The organism is Pseudomonas sp. MB-090624 (genome assembly GCF_003205245.1).
Classification (GTDB): Bacteria; Pseudomonadota; Gammaproteobacteria; order Pseudomonadales; family Pseudomonadaceae; genus Aquipseudomonas; species Aquipseudomonas juntendi.
Map to the genome: position 1 here is coordinate 29,285 of NZ_QJRK01000024.1, position 20,140 is coordinate 49,424.

17 protein-coding genes and 2 pseudogenes are annotated in these 20,140 nt (G+C 62.1%); 9 read left to right on the forward strand and 10 right to left on the reverse strand.

What is annotated here, in order from left to right; genetic code table 11:
* Positions 1 to 3: 3 nt before the first annotated feature.
* Positions 4 to 912 carry a LysR family transcriptional regulator gene (locus DMX12_RS14855; RefSeq protein ID WP_110678330.1) on the reverse strand — a complete coding sequence of 303 codons (909 nt, stop codon included), beginning with the start codon at positions 910 to 912 and terminating at the stop codon, positions 4 to 6.
* 152 nt (positions 913 to 1,064) lie between these two features.
* Between DMX12_RS14855 and DMX12_RS14860 the strand changes: the two genes are divergently transcribed.
* Complete coding sequence (locus tag DMX12_RS14860) at positions 1,065 to 1,928, forward strand: type 1 glutamine amidotransferase domain-containing protein (RefSeq protein WP_110678332.1); 864 nt, start codon at positions 1,065 to 1,067, stop codon at positions 1,926 to 1,928.
* A gap of 60 nt (positions 1,929 to 1,988) precedes the next feature.
* On the opposite strand, the gene DMX12_RS14865 is transcribed toward DMX12_RS14860, so the two are convergent.
* The 6 genes from DMX12_RS14865 to yghU all read right to left on the reverse strand — a co-directional run bounded on the left by DMX12_RS14865 (position 1,989) and on the right by yghU (position 8,949).
* Positions 1,989 to 3,233: a saccharopine dehydrogenase family protein gene (locus DMX12_RS14865; RefSeq protein WP_054903974.1), complete on the reverse strand. Its 1,245-nt coding sequence runs from the start codon at positions 3,231 to 3,233 to the stop codon at positions 1,989 to 1,991.
* A 33-nt stretch (positions 3,234 to 3,266) separates the two neighbouring features.
* On the reverse strand, positions 3,267 to 4,364 hold the full coding sequence (locus DMX12_RS14870) for a carboxynorspermidine decarboxylase (RefSeq protein WP_009686603.1): 1,098 nt from the start codon (positions 4,362 to 4,364) through the stop codon (positions 3,267 to 3,269).
* 177 nt (positions 4,365 to 4,541) lie between these two features.
* The gene (locus tag DMX12_RS14875; protein ID WP_054912625.1) at positions 4,542 to 5,459 is read right to left on the reverse strand and encodes a pyridoxal-phosphate dependent enzyme; all 918 of its coding nucleotides are present in this window, start codon (positions 5,457 to 5,459) and stop codon (positions 4,542 to 4,544) included.
* Positions 5,456 to 6,124 carry a transcriptional regulator gene (locus DMX12_RS14880; protein WP_371928265.1) on the reverse strand — a complete coding sequence of 223 codons (669 nt, stop codon included), beginning with the start codon at positions 6,122 to 6,124 and terminating at the stop codon, positions 5,456 to 5,458. The genes DMX12_RS14875 and DMX12_RS14880 overlap by 4 nt, the downstream gene beginning before the upstream one ends.
* Positions 6,125 to 6,217: 93 nt before the next feature.
* Positions 6,218 to 7,921, reverse strand: a complete 1,704-nt coding sequence (locus tag DMX12_RS14885; RefSeq protein ID WP_047149638.1) for an amidase — start codon at positions 7,919 to 7,921, stop codon at positions 6,218 to 6,220.
* Between the two features lie 185 nt (positions 7,922 to 8,106).
* Complete coding sequence (gene yghU / locus DMX12_RS14890) at positions 8,107 to 8,949, reverse strand: glutathione-dependent disulfide-bond oxidoreductase (protein ID WP_110678336.1); 843 nt, start codon at positions 8,947 to 8,949, stop codon at positions 8,107 to 8,109.
* Positions 8,950 to 9,150: 201 nt separating this feature from the next.
* Here yghU and DMX12_RS14895 point away from each other — a divergent pair, with 201 nt between their 5' ends.
* Positions 9,151 to 10,188 carry a dienelactone hydrolase gene (locus DMX12_RS14895; RefSeq protein WP_110678338.1) on the forward strand — a complete coding sequence of 346 codons (1,038 nt, stop codon included), beginning with the start codon at positions 9,151 to 9,153 and terminating at the stop codon, positions 10,186 to 10,188.
* On the opposite strand, the gene DMX12_RS14900 is transcribed toward DMX12_RS14895, so the two are convergent.
* The 3 genes and pseudogenes from DMX12_RS14900 to DMX12_RS29970 all read right to left on the reverse strand — a co-directional run.
* Positions 10,159 to 11,352: an MFS transporter gene (locus tag DMX12_RS14900; RefSeq protein ID WP_110678340.1), complete on the reverse strand. Its 1,194-nt coding sequence runs from the start codon at positions 11,350 to 11,352 to the stop codon at positions 10,159 to 10,161. The two genes, DMX12_RS14895 and DMX12_RS14900, sit on opposite strands and share 30 nt — an antisense overlap.
* 148 nt (positions 11,353 to 11,500) lie before the next feature.
* A complete protein-coding gene (locus tag DMX12_RS14905) occupies positions 11,501 to 13,087 on the reverse strand; it encodes an ABC-F family ATPase (protein ID WP_009686613.1) in 1,587 nt (528 codons plus the stop codon).
* 20 nt (positions 13,088 to 13,107) lie between these two features.
* Positions 13,108 to 13,373: pseudogene (locus tag DMX12_RS29970) on the reverse strand (site-specific integrase); the annotation flags it as partial.
* A gap of 24 nt (positions 13,374 to 13,397) precedes the next feature.
* Here DMX12_RS29970 and DMX12_RS30340 point away from each other — a divergent pair.
* The 7 genes and pseudogenes from DMX12_RS30340 (at position 13,398) to DMX12_RS14945 (ending at position 20,102) form a co-directional block, all read left to right on the forward strand.
* A pseudogene (locus DMX12_RS30340) lies at positions 13,398 to 13,874 on the forward strand (VOC family protein).
* 143 nt (positions 13,875 to 14,017) lie between these two features.
* Complete coding sequence (locus tag DMX12_RS14920) at positions 14,018 to 14,767, forward strand: alpha/beta fold hydrolase (protein ID WP_110678342.1); 750 nt, start codon at positions 14,018 to 14,020, stop codon at positions 14,765 to 14,767.
* A 257-nt stretch (positions 14,768 to 15,024) separates the two neighbouring features.
* Positions 15,025 to 15,537 carry a GrpB family protein gene (locus DMX12_RS14925; RefSeq protein WP_110678344.1) on the forward strand — a complete coding sequence of 171 codons (513 nt, stop codon included), beginning with the start codon at positions 15,025 to 15,027 and terminating at the stop codon, positions 15,535 to 15,537.
* A 568-nt stretch (positions 15,538 to 16,105) separates the two neighbouring features.
* Complete coding sequence (locus DMX12_RS14930; RefSeq protein ID WP_110678346.1) at positions 16,106 to 16,462, forward strand: hypothetical protein; 357 nt, start codon at positions 16,106 to 16,108, stop codon at positions 16,460 to 16,462.
* A gap of 334 nt (positions 16,463 to 16,796) precedes the next feature.
* Positions 16,797 to 17,003 carry an entry exclusion lipoprotein TrbK gene (gene trbK, locus DMX12_RS14935; RefSeq protein ID WP_232108409.1) on the forward strand — a complete coding sequence of 69 codons (207 nt, stop codon included), beginning with the start codon at positions 16,797 to 16,799 and terminating at the stop codon, positions 17,001 to 17,003.
* A 373-nt stretch (positions 17,004 to 17,376) separates the two neighbouring features.
* Positions 17,377 to 18,924 (forward strand): AMP-binding protein, encoded by a 1,548-nt coding sequence (locus DMX12_RS14940; RefSeq protein WP_110678350.1) that lies wholly within the window; start codon positions 17,377 to 17,379, stop codon positions 18,922 to 18,924.
* A gap of 14 nt (positions 18,925 to 18,938) precedes the next feature.
* Positions 18,939 to 20,102, forward strand: a complete 1,164-nt coding sequence (locus tag DMX12_RS14945) for an acyl-CoA dehydrogenase family protein (RefSeq protein WP_110678352.1) — start codon at positions 18,939 to 18,941, stop codon at positions 20,100 to 20,102.
* The last annotated feature ends 38 nt before the right edge of the window (positions 20,103 to 20,140 follow it).

Below are 20,140 nucleotides of genomic sequence, written 5' to 3' on the forward strand. Positions count from 1 at the left end.
TCCCTATTGCTGGGCCACGGCCCACATCTGTTGGCGAAGCCAGCGCCGCAAGGGGTCGGCATGGGTACGCGCATGCCAGATCTGCATCACCTCTACGGGCGGCAGCTCCATGGGTAGCGGGAACATGCGCAGATCCTGGTCACGGTCGATAGCTTCGAGGGCCAGCGAGCGCAGGCAGGTCAGAAGCAGGTCGGTACCCCGCAGCAAGCGCATGGGTGCGATGAAGCTGGACAGGCCTGCCACCACCCGGCGTTGCTTGCCCTGGCTGTGCAGGGCGCGATCAACCAGCCCATCAAGGTCACCGGTCAGGGTGGTGAGCAGATGGTCGCTGGCCAGAAATGTGTCCAGGTCTAGGCCGCTACCCAGGCCTGGATGGCTGCGCGAGGCAAGCACTACGAACTGCTCCCTGAGCAGCCGCTGCTGGTGGAAGGTATCGGGCAGGTCGGTGTAGAAGCCGGCGACAGCCAGGTCGCAGGTGCCTTTTTCCAGCGCTTCACGGGGTAGCATGCCGCGGGTGTTGTGTGTGATCAGCGTTAGGTTGGGCGCTTGGCTGCGCAGTATTGGTAACAGCCTGGGCAGCAGTGTCTGCTCCACATAATCGGTGCTGTACAGGTGTACGCGGGCAGGGCGGGCGAGAAAGTCTTGCCCCTCGCAGCGTTCATAGAAGCCTTCCAGGCCCGCTACCAGGCGTTCTACCTCCGGCGCCAGCTCATGGGCCCGCGGTGTGGGGGTAAGCCCTCTGGGCGCACGCACGAACAGGGGGTCGCCAAGCTGGTCTCGCAATCTGCCGAGCTTGTGGCTGAGTGCAGGTTGGCTAAGCGCCATGCGTTGGGCGGCGAGCGTGGCGCTGCGCTCCTGGTAAAGCACATGGAACAGATAGAGCAGGTTCAAGTCCTTGTTGGCGATATTCATATTCCGAATGGCAGCCATGATCACTTTAGAATTATCGAATCATAGCTGCAGCGGTAGCATTCCCCCAGTGATGACTGACCCGGAGCTGCCCATTAGATCTAGCGCTCCGCCACTTTGGTATTGCAGGCGCTTGCCTGATCAGGAGTTAACGCATGAAGAAGCCGACCACACTGGCGCTGGCAGTCACCGGCGCGTTGCTTGCCGGTGGTGCCCAATCGGCGCCCAAGGGCGAGGTACTGGTGCTGCTGTCCAGTGAACACCAGCTGCCGTTGCAGAACGGCGAACACTACGCCACCGGCTATTACCTCAATGAGTTCGGTGTGCCCGCCGACCAATTGCTCAAGGCTGACTACCGCCTGGTGCTGGTGACACCCAAGGGTAATGCCCCGCGTGTGGATCCGCGCTCGGTTGACCCGCAGTATTTCGCCGGTGATGCCACAGAGATGCGCCGGATTGAAAAGGTGGTGCAGGGCCTGCCAGACATCGGCGATACCCTGTCGGTGAAAGAAGTGCTGGCTGGCGACCTCGACCGCTATGCCGGGCTGTTTATCCCCGGCGGCCACGCGCCTTTGATCGACTTGGCCAATAACCCGGATGTCGGCACCTTGTTGCGGCATTTCCACCAGGCAGGCAAACCCACTGCGGCTATCTGCCACGGCCCAATCGCTTTGCTTTCGGCGCAGCAAGACCCGGTTGGCTACCAGGCCGCGCTGGCGCGTGGCGAGCGGGCGGCAGCCAAAGACTGGGTGTACCAGGGCTACAAGATGACTATCTTCTCTGACCCAGAGGAGCAGGTGTTCGAGGGATCGCTCAACGACCAGCGCTTGTTGTTCTACCCGGCGAACGCGATGGCGATGGCCGGCGGCGACATGGGTTATGCCAAGCCCTGGCAACCGAATGTGGTGGTGGATCGCGAGTTGATTACCGGGCAGAACCCGTTCTCGGACAAGGCCCTGGCCAAGGCATTGCTGAAAAAACTCGGTGAGCGCGCGAAGCTCACGGCCGAGGCCAACTGAAGCGCAAGCGGCCAGCCAAAGCAGAAGGGGCGCCACAGTGGCGCCCCTTCTGTTTACCGCTTAGGCTTCAGCGTCCCAAGGACGATCACCTTTTTCATCCTTGACGCGGGTCGGCAGGCCCATCACGTCCAGCGCCTTGAGGAACGGCTCGGCTGGCAGTTCTTCGACGTTGACCATGCGTTTGGCATCCCACTCGCCACGGGCAACCAGCAGGGCCGCAGCCACTGGCGGTACGCCTGCGGTGTAGGAGATGCCCTGGCTGTCGGTTTCGGCGTAGGCCTCTTCGTGGTCGGCCACGTTGTAGATGAACACTTCGCGCGGTTGACCGTTCTTGGTGCCTTTGACCAGGTCGCCGATGCAGGTCTTGCCGGTGTAGCCCGGGGCCAGCGAGGCCGGGTCTGGCAGCACGGCCTTGACCACTTTCAGCGGCACCACTTCCAGGCCTTCGGCCGTTTTCACCGGCTGCTCGCTGAGCAGGCCAAGGTTTTTCAGCACCGTGAACACATTGATGTAGTGCTCGCCGAAGCTCATCCAGAAGCGCACATTCGGCACGTTGAGGTTCTTCGAAATCGAGTGAACTTCGTCATGGCCGGTGAGGTAGAGGTTTTGCGAGCCGACCACCGGCAGGTCGTCGGTACGCTTGACTTCGAACATGGTGTTGCTGGTCCACTGGCTGTTCTGCCAGCTCCACACTTGCCCGGTGAACTCGCGGAAGTTGATTTCCGGGTCGAAGTTGGTGGCGAAGTATTTGCCATGCGAACCGGCATTGACGTCGAGAATGTCGATCGAATCAATGCTGTCGAAATACTGTTGCTGCGCAAGTTTTGCGTAGCTGTTGACCACACCCGGGTCAAAGCCGACCCCGAGAATGGCGGTGATGTTCTTTTGTTGGCACTCTTCGAGGTGTTTCCACTCGTAGTTGCCGTACCACGGCGGGGTCTCGCAGATCTTGCCCGGCTCTTCGTGGATGGCGGTGTCCAGGTAGGCGACACCGGTATCGATGCAGGCACGCAGCACCGACATGTTGAGGAAGGCGGAACCGACGTTGATCACGATCTGCGACTCGGTCTCGCGGATCAGCGCCTTGGTCGCCTCGACATCGAGGGCGTTGAGCGAGAAGGCCTGGATGTCGGCGGGAACCTTGAGGCTACCCTTGGCCTTGACGCTGTCGATGATGGCCTGGCATTTGGAGATGTTCCGTGACGCGATAGCGATACGACCCAGTTCGTCGTTATGCTGCGCGCACTTGTGGGCCACCACCTTGGCGACACCTCCTGCACCAATGATAAGAACGTTCTTCTTCAATTTACCTGTTGCTCCTTACTTGGGAAGCCGGCCTTACGACAGGCTGGAAACGTAGTCTTCAAAACCGAACTCACGGACGACCTCGACGCTGCCGTCGAGTTGCTTGACCGCGATGGACGGCATTTTCAAACCGTTGAACCAGTTTTTCTTGACCATGGTGTAACCGGCCGTATCTACGAACGACAGGCGATCGCCAATGGCCAATGGGCGGTCGAACTGGTACTCACCGAAGATGTCACCGGCCAGGCACGATTTGCCGCAGACCATGTAGGTGTGCTCGCCGTCGTTGGGGGCCATCTTGGCGTTCAGGCGGTAGATCAGCAGGTCGAGCAGGTGCGCTTCGATCGAGCTGTCGACCACGGCCAGGTGCTTGCCGTTGTACAAGGTGTCGAGCACGGTCACCTCCAGCGAGGCGCTGTTGGTGATGGCGGCTTCGCCAGGCTCCAGGTACACCTGCACCCCGTAGGTTTGTGCGAAGGCCTTGAGGCGCGCGCAGAAAGCGTCTACTGCGTAGTCTTCACCGGTGAAGTGGATGCCGCCGCCCAGGCTGACCCATTCGACCTGGTGCAGCAGGTGGCCGAAGCGCTCTTCGATGTGCGTGAGCATCTTGTCGAACAGGCCGAAGTCACCGTTCTCGCAGTTGTTGTGGAACATGAAACCAGAGATCTGGCCGATCACCTGCTCGATCTTGGCCGGGTCCCATTCGCCCAGGCGGCTGAACGGCCGGGCCGGGTCGGCCAGCAGGTAGTCGGAGCTGCTGACCTGCGGGTTGACGCGCAGGCCACGCACCTTGCCTTCGGACTGGTCGGCAAAGCGTTGCAGCTGGCCGATCGAGTTGAAGATGATCTTGTCGCAGTTCTCGAGCATTTCCTCGACCTCGTCGTCGGCCCAGGCCACGCTGTAGGCGTGGGTCTCGCCGGCAAACTTCTGGCGGCCGAGCTTGAGCTCGAACAGGGAAGACGAGGTGGTGCCGTCCATGTACTGCTGCATCAGGTCGAATACCGACCAGGTGGCAAAGCACTTGAGGGCGAGCAGTGCCTTGGCACCGGAGTGTTCGCGCACGTAGGCGATCTTCTCCATGTTGCTGAGCAGCTTGGTTTTATCGATGAGGTAGTACGGCGTCTTGATCATTTAAAGGCCCCCGGCCAGGCCGGCCAAAAAAAGGACACGCATTGTGCCTTCCCTTGCCGCAGATCGAAAGGGCGCAGGGCATTTTTCCTTTGCGTGGCAGCCACTGCCGGGCAGAGTCGCCGGCAGTGTCGGGTTCAGTGATACACGGCAAAGGAAACAGACAGATGACAGCCCGTATCAGTCGACCTGTCGCAACCACGCCTGTATCTGTTCCAAAGTGGCGGTAGCACCCCCGCATACCACCACCAGCACGTTCGGGTAACGCGCCATGGCGCTGGCGTCGTAGGCCAGCGCCAACGCGGCGCCACAGGCGGGCTCCACCAGTAGCCGATGGTCTTGCAGAAAGCGCTCGCAAGCCTGCAGCGCGGCACGGTCGCTGACCAGGTGGCTGTGTACCGGTTGCCGACGCGTACAGGCCAGCGCCTGTTCGGCCACCCGCTTGGCACCCAGCGAGCCGGCGATCGAGGCAATGCGCGGCAACGCCACGGTGTGCCCGGCTTGCATGGCCGCGTGCAGCGAGGCAGCGCCGGTCGTCTCCACGGCCAGCACCGGCACGTCCGCCCAGCCATTGCGTTGCAGCCCCTCGACCACGCCGCTGAGCAGCCCGCCACCCCCCACCGACAGCACGACCGCATCGGGCTTGAAGCCGGCCGCAACCACTTCGTCGACCAGGCTGGCATGCCCGGCCCACAGCAGCGGGTCGTCGAAGGGGTGAATGAAGGCATCGCCAGCGCCTACCAGGGTCAGTGCCAGTTCGTTGGCTTCCTGCCACGAGCTGCCGTGTACCAGTACCTTGGCATTTTCCAGGCGCAGCAGCTCCTTGGCCCGTTCGGTGGTGGTCTCGGGCACCACCACGGTCACCGGCACCCCCAGTTTGCGCCCGGCGTAGGCCACCGCCAGGCCGGCATTGCCCCCCGATGACGACACCAGGTGCCTGGCACCCCGTGCGTAGTGAACCTCGCAGGCGTGGCCCACCCCGCGCAGCTTGAACGAGCCACAAGGCTGCAGGGCGTCAAGCTTGAGCCAGATGTTGCGCCCGGCAGCCAGCGACAGCGGGCGTGATTCGATCAGGGGCGTAGGGATGTGCAAGGTCATAGGCTGGCTCCGCGCAGTTGTTCGAGGTAGTTGTAGATGGTGTAGCGGGTCACGCCGAGTGCGCTGGCGGCCTTCTCGACGCCGCCCTTGACGATGAACAGGCCACGCTCCTGCATCACGCGCACAGCTTCGAGCTTGGCCTGCTTGTTCATTCGCCCTTGGCCGGTGTGCTGCAGTGCGCCCTGGATGATCTCGCTCATCAGCAGCGCCATGTCGGCAGGCTCGGTGGCAGTTGGCGTAGCGCCCAGGGGCTGGAAGTGCTGGAGGAACTGCATGGCCGCATCCAGGCCGGTAACATCGGTGTTCACGCACAGGCTGGCAAACGGGTGCCCGCTGCTGTCGCGGAATATCGCGGTGGCGCTGCGCAGCGTGCGGCCCTTGAGGGTAGTGGGGTAGTCGGGCAGCACCACCGGCTCACAACCCTGCTGGTCGGCCGAGGCCTGCATCAGTGCCTTGAAACCCTGATCCTGTTCCGGGGCGGCAAGGATCGGGCTGCCGATGCTGCGACCGGAAAGGTGGCCATTGACGATAGCCACCACCGAGTGCTCGGGGTGGTCGAGGTCGTGCAGGAGGATTTCCATGTTGCGCGCGGCAACGCTGCCCAAGGCCTGGATGGCGGCCTTGAGCACGGTGAGGGTGAGCTGGCGCTCGGCAGTGGGTGTCATGGGCAACGAGCCGAAAAAATCAACGATTTGTGTATATTTACACGAATCGTTGATTTTAGCGACGGTTGCCTGAAGGTCGTTGCCGTGGGGGGCTCAACCCAGGGCGGGGGTGCGCGGCGGCACAATGCGGCGCGAACCGGTCGCTTCAAAGGCGGCCGCAAAGGTCAGCAGGGCATTGTCGCTGTAGGCCCGCCCGGCGAAGGTCAGGCCCACCGGCATACCGATGTCGGCCATGACGCCCATCGGTACGGTCACGGTCGGTACGCCAAGGTGGCGGATCGCCAGGTTGCCATTGGCCACCCATACGCCGTTGCTCCAGGCGATGTCCGCCGATACCGGGTTGACGTCGGCATCGGCCGGGCCGACATCGGCCACGGTGGGGAACAGCACGGCGTCCAGGCCTTGGGCGTCCATCCAGTCCTCCAGGTCCAGCTTGCGGGTCCGCTCCAGGCCGCGCAGCCCATCGGGCAGGGTCTCGATCTGGTCCCAGGTTTTCAGGCCACGCTTGGCCATGTTGACGTATTCGTCCATGCCGGCTGCAAGGTCGTCTTCGCGGTTGGGCAGGGTGCCCGGGTCGTGCGGGAAAATCTGAGGCCCATCGACATCCGCCAGACGGTTGAGCTTGGGGTCGCCATTGGCGCGCAGGAAATCATCGAAGCCCCAGCCCGACAGCTCCCACAGCTCGTCGTGCAGGAATTCCTTGCTGACGATGCCGCGGTTGTACACCGTGGGTGCGCCGGGGCGGTCCCCTTCGCAGTTGGACACCAGCGGGAAATCGACGTCCACCACTTGCGCGCCGGCCGCTTCCAGGGCCTGACGTGCCTGTTGCCACAAGGCGATAACGCTCGCGCGGGTGTGGATGCGCTGGCCGGTAGGGCCCCCGATACCGGGCTTTTGCGAAGTGCCGGCTGCGTCGTCGGCATTGATGTACATGCGCGGCACGCCGAAGCGTTTGCCCTTGAGGGCGCCGGCATCGGCGGCCAGGTCCAGGTACGACGCCGGGCGCACCGCCGAGGCCGCGGGGATCGGCACCCAGGGCTGCAGGCGCCACAGGTCGCCACGCTTGTCGGGGTCATCGGCGACCACCACGTCGAGTACCTCCAGCAGGTCGGCCATGGTGCGCGCATAGGGCACCACCACATCCATGGTCGGGGTCAGCGGCCAGTTGCCGCGCACCGAAATCACCCCACGCGAGGGCGTGTAGGCGCACAGGCCATTGTTCGAGGCGGGGCCGCGGCCACTGGACCAGGTTTCTTCGGCCAGGCCGAAGGCGCTGAAACTGGCGGCGGTAGCCGTGCCTGCGCCGTTGGACGAGCCCGAGGCGAACGGCGCGGTCAGGTAATGGGCGTTGTACGGGCTTTCGGCGCGGCCATACACACCGCGCTGCATGCCCCCGTTGGCCATGGGCGGCATGTTGGTCTTGCCCAGGCATATGGCCCCGGCGGCGCGCAGGCGCTCGATGGTGAAAGCGTCGCGCTGGGCCACCAGGTCTTTGAAGGCCGGGCTGCCCGATGCCGCAGTCAGGCCTTTGACCAGGTAGCTGTCCTTGGCAGTGTAGGGAATGCCGTCCAGCGGGCTCAGCAGCTGGCCTTTGGCGCGGCGGGCATCGGAGGCCTCGGCTTCTTGCAGCGCCTGCGGGTTGCGCACCACTACGGCGTTCAGGGCGGTGGCCGTGTCGGCGCCGTCGTAGGCATCAATGCGGGCCAGGTAGGCCTTGACCAGCTCGACCGCCGTCGTGCGGCCCGATTCGAGCGCGTCGCGCAGCTCGGCAATGGAAACCTCGGTTACCTCGATCATGCGTTCACCAAACAATGTACAGGTGGGGGCTATTGCGGGGAGTGTACAAGAAGGGCTACGCGGACGCAGGTTTGCGCAGGGGCAAACGGTTTTGTGCAGGTGGGCATTGTCATGCCCGAGTACGCGGCGGGCATTGGCAGCGGCGGCCCTGTATCACCACAGGGCCACCTTCGGCGCGCGTTGTATCAGTTGTCCAGATCCGCAGCCGAATGCCGTTCAGGCACCTGGCTGGCTTCGTCGCCCCAGGTGCGGTTCACCCGGGTGCCGCGTTGCACTGCCTTGCGCTGGGCAATCTCTTGGGCCCAGCGCTGTACGTTCGGGTACTCGTGCACCGCCAGGAACTCTGCCGCGCCGTACAGGTTGCCCAGTACCAACTGGCCGTACCAGGGCCATACGGCAATATCGGCGATGCTGTATGCCTCACCGCCCAGGTAGCGGCTTTCGGCCAGGCGCCGGTCAAGCACATCGAGCTGACGCTTGGCTTCCATGGTGAAGCGGTTGATGGCGTACTCGAACTTCTCCGGCGCGTACACATAGAAATGACCGAAGCCGCCACCCAGGTAGGGCGCCGCTCCCATCTGCCAGAACAGCCAGTTCAGGCACTCGGTGCGCGCAGCAGGCGCTGTCGGCAGCAGGGCGCCGAACTTTTCTGCCAGGTACAACAGGATCGAGCCGGACTCGAAGACTCGCACCGGTGGTTCCTGGCTGCAGTCGAGCAGCGCGGGGATCTTGGAGTTGGGGTTGACGTGAACGAAGCCGCTGGAAAACTGGTCGCCTTCGCCGATGCGGATCAGCCAGGCATCGTATTCCGCGCCAGCGTGGCCGAGTTCAAGCAGCTCTTCCAGGGCAATGGTGACCTTCACGCCGTTGGGTGTGGCCAGCGAATACAGCTGCAGCGGTTGCTTGCCCTTGGGCAGGTCCTTGCCGTGGGTAGGGCCGGCGACAGGGCGGTTGATGCTGGCGAACTGGCCCCCGGATGCAGCGTCAGGGCGCCAGACCTTGGGTGGCACGTAGGTAGGTTTGCTCATGCATGAAACTCCTTCAAGGGCGCTGAAGCGGTCAGATAAAACCGTTGACCGTCATCTATGCCACGGGTTCGCCGCCAGGTGCAAATGCAGGGTGCGCGTGCAGGCCTGGCATAACGCCGGTTTCATCCAGTTTTCATGCGGCGCCTGCGGGGCCAGGCCTATGCTGGGTTATCGCATTGCCACGCAAGGAGCCGCTGGCCGATGACTCTCCCCCGTTGCGTGTTGACGCTGGCGCTGTGCGCCTGCCTGCTGGCCCATGCCGAGGCTGCGCAATGGGCAGCAGGCCTGCACCACATGACCCTGACCGACCCGGTCGATAACCGGCCCATGCAGGCGCTGGCGTTCTACCCAGCGCTGGGTCAGGCCCGCAGTAGCCGTATCGATGGCTACCCGCTGGACGTGGCCGAAGAGGCCCCCATCGCCATGGGGCGCTTCCCGCTGTTGGTGCTGTCGCACGGCAATACCGGCAGCCCGCTGGCGTTGCATTACCTGGCTACGGCGTTGGCGCGCGCAGGGTTCGTGGTGGTGGCGGTGGTCCACCCCGGGGACAACACCCGCGACCACAGCCGCCTGGGCACCCTGAGCAATCTGTATGGCCGGCCGTTGCAGCTCAGCGCTGCGATCACCGCGGCCCGCACAGACAGCGTGGTGGGCCCGTACCTGACGGACGGCAAGGTGGGTGTGATCGGCTACTCGGCGGGTGGTGAAACGGCGTTGATCTTGTCTGGCGCGCACCCGGACCTGGAGCGTTTGCGCCAGTACTGCCTGGAACGCCCGAACGACGCCGACGCCTGCAAGACCCACGGCATATTGATAGCCGACCGCAGTGAGCTTGGCCCCAAGGCCGACCCGCGTGTCGGCGCGGTGATGTTGATGGCGCCGCTCAGCCTGCTGTTCGGGCGGCATGCCCTGGCCGGGGTGCAGGTGCCGGCACTGATCTACAGCGGCGACAGCGACCAGTTGGTGGCCGTGGACCGCAACGCCGCAGCGCTGGCCCGCAAGCTGCCAGTCACACCGGATTACCGGCTGTTGGCCGGTGCCGGGCATTTCGTGTTCATGGCCCGTTGCGATGCCGAGCAATACCAGCGTATGCCGGTGCTGTGCAAAGATGCCGAAGGCGTTGACCGTCGGCATATCCACCACTCACTGCAACGTGAAACCGCAGCGTTCTTCAGCGAGGCGCTGGGGGCGCCGCAATCGGCCGAGCGCTCAGCGGCCACGGCCACGCCGCGCCAGTAGCAGCGTCAGCCCAACGCCGGCCAGTGCCAGCAGGGCGGCCACGCAGAAGATCGAGGCATAGCCCAGGTGCGCGGCAACCGCCCCCATTACCGGCCCGGCGAGGGCCAGGGCCATGTCGAAGAACACCGCGTAGGCGCTCAGCCCGGCACCCCGGCTGCTGCTGGGTACCTGCCTGATGGCTTCGACGCCCAGTGCCGGGTACACCAGCGACAGCCCAAAGCCGGTCAGCCCGGCGCCCAGCAACGCCCACGGTGGTGAGGGCGCCAGCCACAGCAGGCCAAGGCCGAGCACTTCGGTGGCCATGCAGGCGACCGCGACGTTGTAGCCACCAAAGCGGTTGACCGCGTTGACGAACAGCAGCCGGGAGATGATGAAGCACACGCCAAACGCGCTCAGGCACCAGGCTGCTCCGGCCCAGCCACGCTCAAGGTAATACAGGGTGACAAAGGTGGTCAGGGTGCCGTACCCGATGGAAGCCAGGGTCAGGCCAACACCACACGGCGCCACCCGGCCAAACGCCGACCAGAAGGGCAGGCGCTCGCCGCGCGTCACTGCCACGTCGGGGCGTTTGCGCAGCACCAGCAGGGCAATGGCTGCCAACCCCAGCAGCGCCGGGCCCAGCACGCTGAAGCTCAGCCCGTCCACGGCTAGCACCCCCACCGGCGCGCCGATGGCGATGGCACCGTAAGAGGCGATGCCGTTCCATGAAATGACCCGGGCGGTGTGTTCAGGGCCGACCTGGCTGATTCCCCAGCTCAGGGTCGCCACGCCGATCAACCCCTGGGCTATGCCCAGCAGCAGGCGCCCGGCAAGCAGTAGGCCCAGGCTGAGGGTTGGCAGGTTCAGCGCCCAGGCGGACAGCAGGGTCAGCACACCGCAGCCGGCGATACCCAGCAGGCCATAGCGTATTGCCCGCTTGCCGCCCAGGGTATCGGCCACCCTGCCGGCTAATGGCCGGCTGAGCAGGGTGGCCAGGTATTGCAAGGCGATGGTCACGCCCGCTATCACGGCGCCGAAGCCCAGCTGATCGTGCACATGGCTGGGCAGTACCGCGATCGGCAGGCCGATGCAGAGGAAGGCAATGAAGGTGTAGAAGACAATCGACAGGATTTGCAGGGTTATGTGCAAGCTATCGCTGGGGGGAGCAGGTTGTTGCGCGGTCATGGGCTCGTTCGCGGGCGGGCGGTTGGGCGTGAACCCATCATGGCCGTTGCGCGAAGGAAATGAAAGCAGGCTAACGAATTTTTCGTGGAGAGGCCTGCGCTGTGGCGCAAGGCCTAGCCGCCGATGGCGGCCAGGCCTTACCGCTCAATCAGACCAACACACCCTGGCTACGCAGGTAGTCGTCGTAGGTACCGCTGAAGTCCACCACGCCATCGGCCGAGAGCTCGATGATGCGGGTAGCCAGCGACGAAACGAATTCGCGGTCGTGGCTGACGAACAGCAGGGTGCCTGGGTAGTTTTCCAGCGCCAGGTTGAGTGCTTCGATCGACTCCATGTCCAGGTGGTTGGTCGGTTCGTCCATCACCAGCACGTTGGGTTTTTGCAGGATCAGCTTGCCGAACAGCATGCGGCCTTGTTCACCACCGGAAATCACCTTCACCGACTTGAGGATCTCGTCGTTGGAGAACAGCATGCGCCCCAGGGTGCCGCGGATCACCTGCTCGCCGGATGTCCACTGGCCCATCCAGTCGAACAGGGTCATGTCGTCTTCGAAGTCGTGGGCGTGGTCTTGCGCGTAGTAGCCGACTTCGGCGCTGTCGGTCCACTTCACCGAACCGGCATCCGGGGTCATTTCGCCGACCAGGGTGCGCAGCAGGGTGGTCTTGCCGATACCGTTCGGGCCGATGATCGCCACGCGCTCACCCGCTTCCACGGTAAGGTCGAAGTTCTTGAACAGCACCTTGTCATCGAAGGCTTTGGCCATTTTCTCGACGACCACGGCCTGGCGGTGCAGCTTCTTGGTCTGCTCGAAGCGAATGAACGGGCTGACGCGGCTGGACGGTTTCACTTCGGCCAGCTGGATCTTGTCGATCTGCTTGGCGCGCGAAGTGGCCTGCTTGGCTTTCGACGCGTTCGCCGAGAAGCGGCTGACGAAGGTCTGCAGTTCGGCGATCTGGGCTTTCTTCTTGGCGTTGTCCGCCAACAATTGCTCGCGCGACTGGGTGGCGGCCGTCATGTACTCGTCGTAGTTGCCCGGGAACAGGCGCAGCTCGCCGTAGTCCAGGTCAGCCATGTGGGTGCACACGCTGTTGAGGAAGTGGCGGTCGTGGGAAATGATGATCATGGTGCTGTTACGCGCCGTGAGGATCGTTTCGAGCCAGCGGATGGTGTTGATGTCCAGGTGGTTGGTCGGTTCGTCGAGCAGCAGCACGTCCGGGTCCGAGAACAGCGCCTGGGCCAGCAGCACACGCAGCTTCCAGCCAGGGGCCACTTCGCTCATCGGGCCGAAGTGCTGCTCCAGCGGAATACCCAGGCCCAGCAGCAGTTCGCCGGCGCGCGACTCGGCGGTGTAGCCGTCCATTTCGGCGAATTCGGTTTCCAGTTCGGCGACGGCCATGCCGTCTTCCTCGGACATTTCCGGCAGCGAGTAGATACGGTCGCGCTCAGCCTTGACCTTCCACAGCTGGCCGTGGCCCATGATCACCGTGTCGATGACGGTGAATTCCTCGTAGGCGAACTGGTCCTGGCGCAGCTTGCCCAGGCGGGTGTTGGGTTCGAGCATGACCTGGCCACCCGAAGGCTCCAGGTCACCGCCGAGGATCTTCATGAAAGTCGACTTGCCGCAGCCGTTGGCGCCGATCAGGCCGTAGCGGTTGCCGTTGTTGAATTTGACAGAAACGTTTTCGAACAGCGGCTTGGAGCCGAACTGCATGGTGATGTTGGCGGTGGAGATCAAGGAGCTTACCTATCAATAACTTACGTGGCTTCTTCGCAGCTGCGGACCAATTTGGGACCAGTCTGGCGCTTTTCCAGTTCTGACCAGTGGTTGGACGAGTCAATCCAGCGCGCATAAGTCGATAAGAGCATCTGCACGCCATGCCCGAGCTGTTGGGCGATAAATGTGGGGTTGAGACCAGACATTGAGCGTATTGTCGCATAGGTGTGGCGGCAGTTATACGGGGGCGGTACCTGATCCCCAAACCTGCGAGGATCGGCCGCCATGGTTGATGCCGGTCAGACGTGACCCCCCCTTGAAGGATGACTTGATGAATTCCAACCACAGTGTCTATGCCGTCGATCATATTGGCTTCGCCGTCAGCTCACTGGAAGAAGCCATTCGCTTCTGGACAATCGGGCTTGGTTTCACGCTCGAACGCCAGTCGGAAATGGGAGGACCATTCATTCTCGATGTAACCGGCACCGCCGACCCGAAGGTGCGAACGGCGATAGTGAAAGGGCCGGATGGCAGCCGAGTGGAACTGCTGGAATAGTCGCAGGGTGCCCGCCACGGTGTCACCCCGCCTACGGCATCTGCGATCGGCTCAGCGCATCTGGCATTGAGCGTGCAAGATATGCACGCCGTACTCGGTCGCATCGAGCAAGCGGGCTGGCAGGCCAGGGGTACGCCTCAACCGATTCCCGCAGGCCCACGCAAGGGTACGCTGGTGGTGTATGTGACCGGGCCAGATAACATTACGCTGGAGCTGATGCAGGCGGCTGAGTTGCTTTCTGCGCTCACCTGATGTGTGCTGTCTTCAAACGGGTGCACGGGCAAGCTCATTGCTTGTTCATCATCAGTACATGCGTCAATGCAATAAGCAGAATCTGGCGAGAGCCCAACTCAAGCGTGCAAGATCGATCATTCTTCATGCCATCGGGTGCACTCATGCTCAAGCAAACGCCCGTCGTGTTCATCAACGGCCTCATCGGCTGCCTTGATCACAGCACCCTGCATAAGCGCCTGTGTCCGCTTCCGGTCATCGTGCCTGACCTACTCGGATATGGCCGTCTGAGTGGTGTTACGCCATGCAACGTGAATATCCCTTCTCAGATCGAGCACCTGCACCGAGAGATCGGCAAGCACGCCTCAGGTGGGCGAGTACACCTGGTCGGCCACTCCGTGGGTGGGGTTGTAGCCATGCTCTATGCGAGGCGTTATCGAGATCAAGTAGCCAGCATCACAAGCGTAGAGGGCAATTTTTCACTGAAAGATGCGTTCTGGTCTTCTAGTGTGGCAAAAATGTCTGCGCAAGAAACAGAGGCTCTGCTAGCCGGCTATCGTGCAAATCCGAAAGCCTGGATGGAGCGCGCAGGGGTTGCTTCTAGCCAGCAACGCCTTGAGGTTGCTATGGCCTGGTTGGCTCATCAACCCTCCAGCACAGTGCAAGCCATGGCCCGATCAGTGCTGGTCGAGACCGGAGGTGATGATTACCACGATGCCTTGAAGGCGATATTTTCTTCTATACCTGTGCATCTGCTGGCCGGAGAGCGCTCCCGGGCCGAATGGGATGTGCCTGACTGGGCGATAGCGCAGTCGGCCAGTATCACCATCATGCGTGAGGTGGGCCATCTGATGATGCTTGAGCAGCCACAGGCATTTGCGCAGGAGATCGCCCAGATACTCGATCAGGTTTGATCGGAATCACGGAGCAGCGCACGACAACCTAGTTAAGGGTAATGGTGAGCGGCTGCTCTCGACCCATTGCTGCCCTTCGCATGGGGGGCAGTCGGCCACAAGTACACGGTAGACAGGACAGCTATCCAAACTCGATCAGATTCGAATTTGATCTACTGAATTGTCGCATGGCCGGGGTATCGTTATCAGTGGCTGGCGAATTCACAAGTATTGAGGGAACATTCGGAGTATCAGGTACTAGCCACCAAGGAACGGAAATGGCACTGACCAGCAAAATCACTCCCTATGACCCCACTTGGCCCGCCCGCTTTCTGGCAGACAAGCCACTCATCGCTTCGGCCTTTGGCGATGAACTGATCGCCATACAGCATGTTGGAAGTACCTCCGTTCCAGGGCTCGCGGCGAAGCCTGAGATCGATGTGCTCATCGAGGTTCACGATCATAGCAACGCCTCGGCGCGGGACGAGGTGTTGATGGGCTTGGGATATGTGCGAGGAAGCGACTTGTCGGAAGGGCATCATTTCTATCGGCGTAATGTGGATGGGATTCGCACGCACAAGCTCCACGCTTGTGTCCGTGGCCACCTTGCGATCACCCAGATGGTGGGGTTCAGAGATTTGCTTAGATGCGATGCCTCTATGCGCCAGCAGTATGAAGCACTGAAGCTCCAACTTGAGTCGAGCACTACAGGTGGGATGGCTGAGTATCTGGAGAAAAAGTCTCCGTTTATTATCGCGGCACTAGTGCATGCCGGCATCGTATCTGGATGACCGATGGGTTGCTAAGCGGCGCCGGTATCAAGTGTCTGCATTGGGTCGGTAGCGGTCATCCACGACCGGAAGCTTGCGACCCATTGCAGACACTCACGCAAAGGAGCACTGCAAACCCAGGCCTCCGATCGCCATTACTGCTGGCTCTGGTTTGAGTTTTGCGCCGTTACGGTATCTCTGGTTTGTTCCATGCGGTGTTTGCGACATCCCTTTTCGTACAGAGCCTAGGCCGGTCTTGCGGCGCCCGTTGGATTTCTCTTGCGCATCAGTCTGCGCTTTCAGATCACACACCGATGCTGCCTGGTGATGAAGAACTCGGTGCATCGGGCAGCTTTCGTCATGCTGACGCGGTACTGGTTGTTCAGAATGGGGCAAGGGCCGTATTATCAGGCCGGTGTCTCGGTTTGTGCTGAGACTCACTTCCTTCGAAGGACATGAGCATGGGAAAATATTTCGGTAATTCAGGCCTGTTCAAGGCGGCTTCGTATTCCTGCAACGAACTCTTAGTCAGTGGTATCGCTAGCTGGGAGCGGAAAAATATTGCCCTGAATACGAAGGAGTTTTTGATATGTCCAAAGAATTATTCGGAGTTTCTGCTCTAGGTTTAATGGTGGTCGGTGAGTTCTGTGCAATCTACAGTGAGGTCGTGGTCGCTAAACTCGCGCAGACGGGAAGTGCTTCATGGGGCGCTATCAGCTTTCCCTTGGTGCTGATGTGTTTTGCAGGGATTTGCCTACTGGCGGCATACTGGCTTGGATACGTTGCAGTCGGTGACATCTGGATCGTCACCGTAGTATCGGTCACCTCGTTGTTGCTTCTCGAGCCCGTAATCGTGTGGTCTCTTTTTCATGAATTCCCAGGACGGGGAGCGCTCATTGGCTTTATCCTAGGGGCCTTGGGGATGCTGGCCACTGTATTGCTTTAACTCACTCTTCTGGCCCAGCATCTACTGCTGGGCCAGTTCGCACGCATTGCATTAATTTTCCGTCTGGTACCGTTGCCTGGGCCAGTCAGTGAAATGGGATCCGGCAGCATCGGCCTTTGACTGGATGCGCTCTGGAATCCCTTCCCGATGAACCGAGACATCCTTCGCCCCATCCGCTATGATCCGGGGCCAGCAACCCATGCAAACTGTGCAATGCGCGGGCGATTCAGGACCTCCTGTCACTCGTGCCTAGGTAGATCAGGGTACCGGATTACCCTGAGTCATGAATGAGGACGTTATGAAACACATAGTGGGAATTTCCGCAGCCATCGTTATGGCGTGTAGCCTGTCAGCACAGGCGGATGAGAAAGTACCTGCCCCAAACGAGAAGAATTGTTCGGGTAGCACGTACGATCAGATCCTCGCCAGTCTTTCGAAAGACGCTGATCGCAATGAATTCATTTACAACTGCAAGAGTTTTGAACAAGCTCGAAAACACACAGAGTGGAAGTTCGAGAAGAGCCCACCGGACGATTTCTGACCGCTGATGTGATTCAATGCTCGGCTCTGCACGTCGATACAGGTTTACCTTCGGTCGAACGACGTTATGGAGAAATAACCCCGTTTGGAGCAGAGCTAGTCAGACTGTGTGAAAGCCCACTGATCGGCCTTACACGCCCCGACTTGTGCGGGGCGTTGTTTTTTACTGAAAAAAGCGCTTCATCAGCGCTGACACCTCCTTTGAAGTATTACAGCTGAGCGCCCGCAATCCCCCGGACGATCACCGAGCTGTCGGCGGCCGCTTGCGGGTGCCAGCCAATAAAGGTATGGCCTACATCTGAATCTGGTATTTCATCTGCACGCGCACAGCTGATTAGCATCGTCGATGTCTTTCTGTCGACGAGAACAATAACGTGAACCTTGGATCGATCATTACCCGAAGTGCCCGCTACTGGGCGGACCACATCGCCGTGGCGGACAGCCAGACGCGCCTGACCTACGCGCAGTTGGAACGGCGCAGCAACCGCCTGGCGTCAGCGCTGGGTACGCTTGGCGTGGGCGTTGGCGAGCATGTGGCGATTCTTGCCGCCAACCGCGTGGAACTGGTCGAAGCGGAAGTGGCGCTGTACAAGGCGGCGATGGTCAAGGTGCCGATCAATGCGCGGCTGTCGGTGGATGAAGTGGTGCGGGTACTGGAAGACTCCTGCACTGTCGCACTGATCACCGACGCGCGCTTTGCCGAGTTGCTGGCTGCCCGACGCGCGGAGTTGCCGCTGCTGCGCTGGCTGATCGTGCTGGACGGCCAAGGGGGCGACCTGGGCTATTGCGCGTTGCTGCAGCTTGGCAGCGAGGCACCGCTGGGGCTGGACCCGGCCGACGATGCGCTGGCCGTGCTGCATTACACCTCTGGCAGCTCGGGCGTGCTCAAGGCCGCGATGCTGTCGTTCGGCAACCGCAAGGCGCTGGTGCGCAAGAGCATTGCCAGCCCCATACGCCGCTCCGGGCCGGGCGACGTCATGGCCCACGTGGGGCCTATCACCCATGCCAGCGGCATGCAGATCATGCCGCTACTGGCGGTGGGCGCCTGCAACCTGTTGCTTGATCGGTATGACGACCGCCTGTTGCTGGAAACCATCCAGCGCGAGCGGGTTACGCGGCTGTTCCTAGTACCGGCAATGATCAATCGCCTGGTCAACTACCCCGGCGTCGAACACTTCGACCTGTCCAGCCTGAAGCTGGTCATGTATGGCGCCGCACCCATGGCCCCGGCCCTGGTGAAAAAGGCCATCGAACTGTTCGGGCCAATCCTCGTACAAGGCTACGGCGCCGGGGAAACCTGCTCGCTGGTCACTGTGCTGACCGAGCAGGACCATTTGGTGGAAGACGGCAATTACCAGCGCCTGGCCTCTTGCGGGCGGTGCTACTTCGAGACCGACCTGCGGGTAGTCAACGAAGCCTTCGAGGATGTAGCCCCCGGTGAAGTTGGCGAGATCGTGGTCAAGGGCCCGGACGTGATGCAGGGCTATTGGCGCGCCCCGGCGCTCACCGCCGAAGTGATGCGCGACGGTTATTACCTCACGGGCGACCTGGCCACGGTCGATGCACAGGGGTACCTGTTCATTGTCGACCGCAAGAAGGAAATGATCATCTCCGGCGGGTTCAACGTGTACCCCAGCGAGGTGGAGCAGGTGATCTACGGCTTCCCCGAGGTGTTCGAGGTGGCGGTGGTCGGCGTGCCGGACCCGCAGTGGGGCGAAGCGGTGCGTGCGGTGGTGGTGCTCAAGGCGGGCGCACAGCTGCAGGTCGATGAGCTGATCGAGCGTTGCGGCCGGGCGCTGGCCGGTTTCAAGAAGCCGCGCGGCGTCGATTTTGTCAGCGAACTGCCAAAAAACCCTAATGGCAAGGTGGTGCGCCGCCTGGTCCGGGACACCTACTGGCAACACAGCGAACGTCGCATCTGACCAGGAGCATGACCATGTACCAACCCAGTGCCAAAGCTGCGCAGATTATCGAAGCAATCGAAGGTTTCGTCCGTGACCAGGTACGCCCGCTGGAGCAGCAAGCCCAGCTGGACTGGGCGCGCCCGCATCCGCAACCAGTGCTGCGCCAGGTGTGGAAGCTCGCCAGCGAGCAGGGCCTTTACACCGTCATGCTGCCTGAAAGCATGGGCGGTGCCGGCCTGAACGTGGCCGACCTGTGCGCGGTCAAGGAGGCCACGGTGCTGACCGGCTCCATGTTGGCCTCACACGTGTTGGGCGAGCTGTCGGGGCCGCCGCGGGTCGGCCACCTGTTCAAGGTGGCAAGCCCCTACCAGGTCGAGCGCTTTCTCAAGCCGGTGTGCAGTGCTGAAAAGGCCGTGTGCTTCGCCCTGACCGAAGCCGAGGCCGGCTCCGACGCCACCGCCATCAGCACCCAGGCACGTCGCGACGGCGACCACTATGTGCTCAGCGGCAGCAAGCGGTACATCTCCGGAGCCACGTACGCCGACCTGGCCGTGTTGCTGGCGGTGACCGGGCCAGGGAAGGGCGCCGAGGGTATTTCGGCATTCTTCGTCGACCTTGACGCCCCAGGGGTGCGCATCAACAGCGATTATGCGGTGATGTCTGGTGGCGGTGCCCATGGCGACATCCTGCTCGATCAGGTGCGTGTGCCGGCGGCCAACCTGATCGGCGAGGAGGGGCAGGGGTTCAAACTGGCCATGGGGCGGATCACCCTCAACCGCCTGCTGCATTGCCCGACCCTGCTGGGGATGGCCGGCTTGGCCCTGAACCTGTCGATCGAGCATGCGCGCAGCCGCAAGCAGTTCGGCCAGCCCATTGCCATGTTCCAGGCGGTCAACCACATGATCGCCGACATGGCCACCGAGCTGCACGCTGCGCGCAGCATGGTGTACGCCACGGCCCAGGTGAACGATGCCGGGGGCGATATCCGCACCCAGGCGCCGATGTGCAAATTGTTCGTCTCCGAGGCGGCGTTCCGCATCGCCGACAAGGCGGTGCAGGTGCACGGCGGTGCCGGGCTGTTGCAGGGCCACCCAGTGGAGTGGATATTCCGCGCCACGCGGATGATGCGGATCCTCACCGGCACCAGCGAGATCCAGCGCAACACCATCGCCAAAGGGGTGCTGATGCCTGCCTGACCGATGGGCCGCCCTGTCGGCGGCCTTTTTGCATCGCC

What these genes read in the sequence shown, in the direction of transcription:
- DMX12_RS14855 (WP_110678330.1), bottom strand. Translation starts at nt 912, where the DNA reads ATGAATATCGCCAACAAGGACTTGAACCTGCTCTATCTGTTCCATGTG.
- DMX12_RS14860 (WP_110678332.1), top strand. Translation starts at nt 1,065, where the DNA reads ATGAAGAAGCCGACCACACTGGCGCTGGCAGTCACCGGCGCGTTGCTT.
- DMX12_RS14870 (WP_009686603.1), bottom strand. Translation starts at nt 4,364, where the DNA reads ATGATCAAGACGCCGTACTACCTCATCGATAAAACCAAGCTGCTCAGC.
- DMX12_RS14875 (WP_054912625.1), bottom strand. Translation starts at nt 5,459, where the DNA reads ATGACCTTGCACATCCCTACGCCCCTGATCGAATCACGCCCGCTGTCG.
- DMX12_RS14880 (WP_371928265.1), bottom strand. Translation starts at nt 6,124, where the DNA reads ATGACACCCACTGCCGAGCGCCAGCTCACCCTCACCGTGCTCAAGGCC.
- DMX12_RS14885 (WP_047149638.1), bottom strand. Translation starts at nt 7,921, where the DNA reads ATGATCGAGGTAACCGAGGTTTCCATTGCCGAGCTGCGCGACGCGCTC.
- yghU (WP_110678336.1), bottom strand. Translation starts at nt 8,949, where the DNA reads ATGAGCAAACCTACCTACGTGCCACCCAAGGTCTGGCGCCCTGACGCT.
- DMX12_RS14895 (WP_110678338.1), top strand. Translation starts at nt 9,151, where the DNA reads ATGACTCTCCCCCGTTGCGTGTTGACGCTGGCGCTGTGCGCCTGCCTG.
- DMX12_RS14900 (WP_110678340.1), bottom strand. Translation starts at nt 11,352, where the DNA reads ATGACCGCGCAACAACCTGCTCCCCCCAGCGATAGCTTGCACATAACC.
- DMX12_RS14920 (WP_110678342.1), top strand. Translation starts at nt 14,018, where the DNA reads ATGCTCAAGCAAACGCCCGTCGTGTTCATCAACGGCCTCATCGGCTGC.
- DMX12_RS14925 (WP_110678344.1), top strand. Translation starts at nt 15,025, where the DNA reads ATGGCACTGACCAGCAAAATCACTCCCTATGACCCCACTTGGCCCGCC.
- DMX12_RS14930 (WP_110678346.1), top strand. Translation starts at nt 16,106, where the DNA reads ATGTCCAAAGAATTATTCGGAGTTTCTGCTCTAGGTTTAATGGTGGTC.
- trbK (WP_232108409.1), top strand. Translation starts at nt 16,797, where the DNA reads ATGGCGTGTAGCCTGTCAGCACAGGCGGATGAGAAAGTACCTGCCCCA.
- DMX12_RS14945 (WP_110678352.1), top strand. Translation starts at nt 18,939, where the DNA reads ATGTACCAACCCAGTGCCAAAGCTGCGCAGATTATCGAAGCAATCGAA.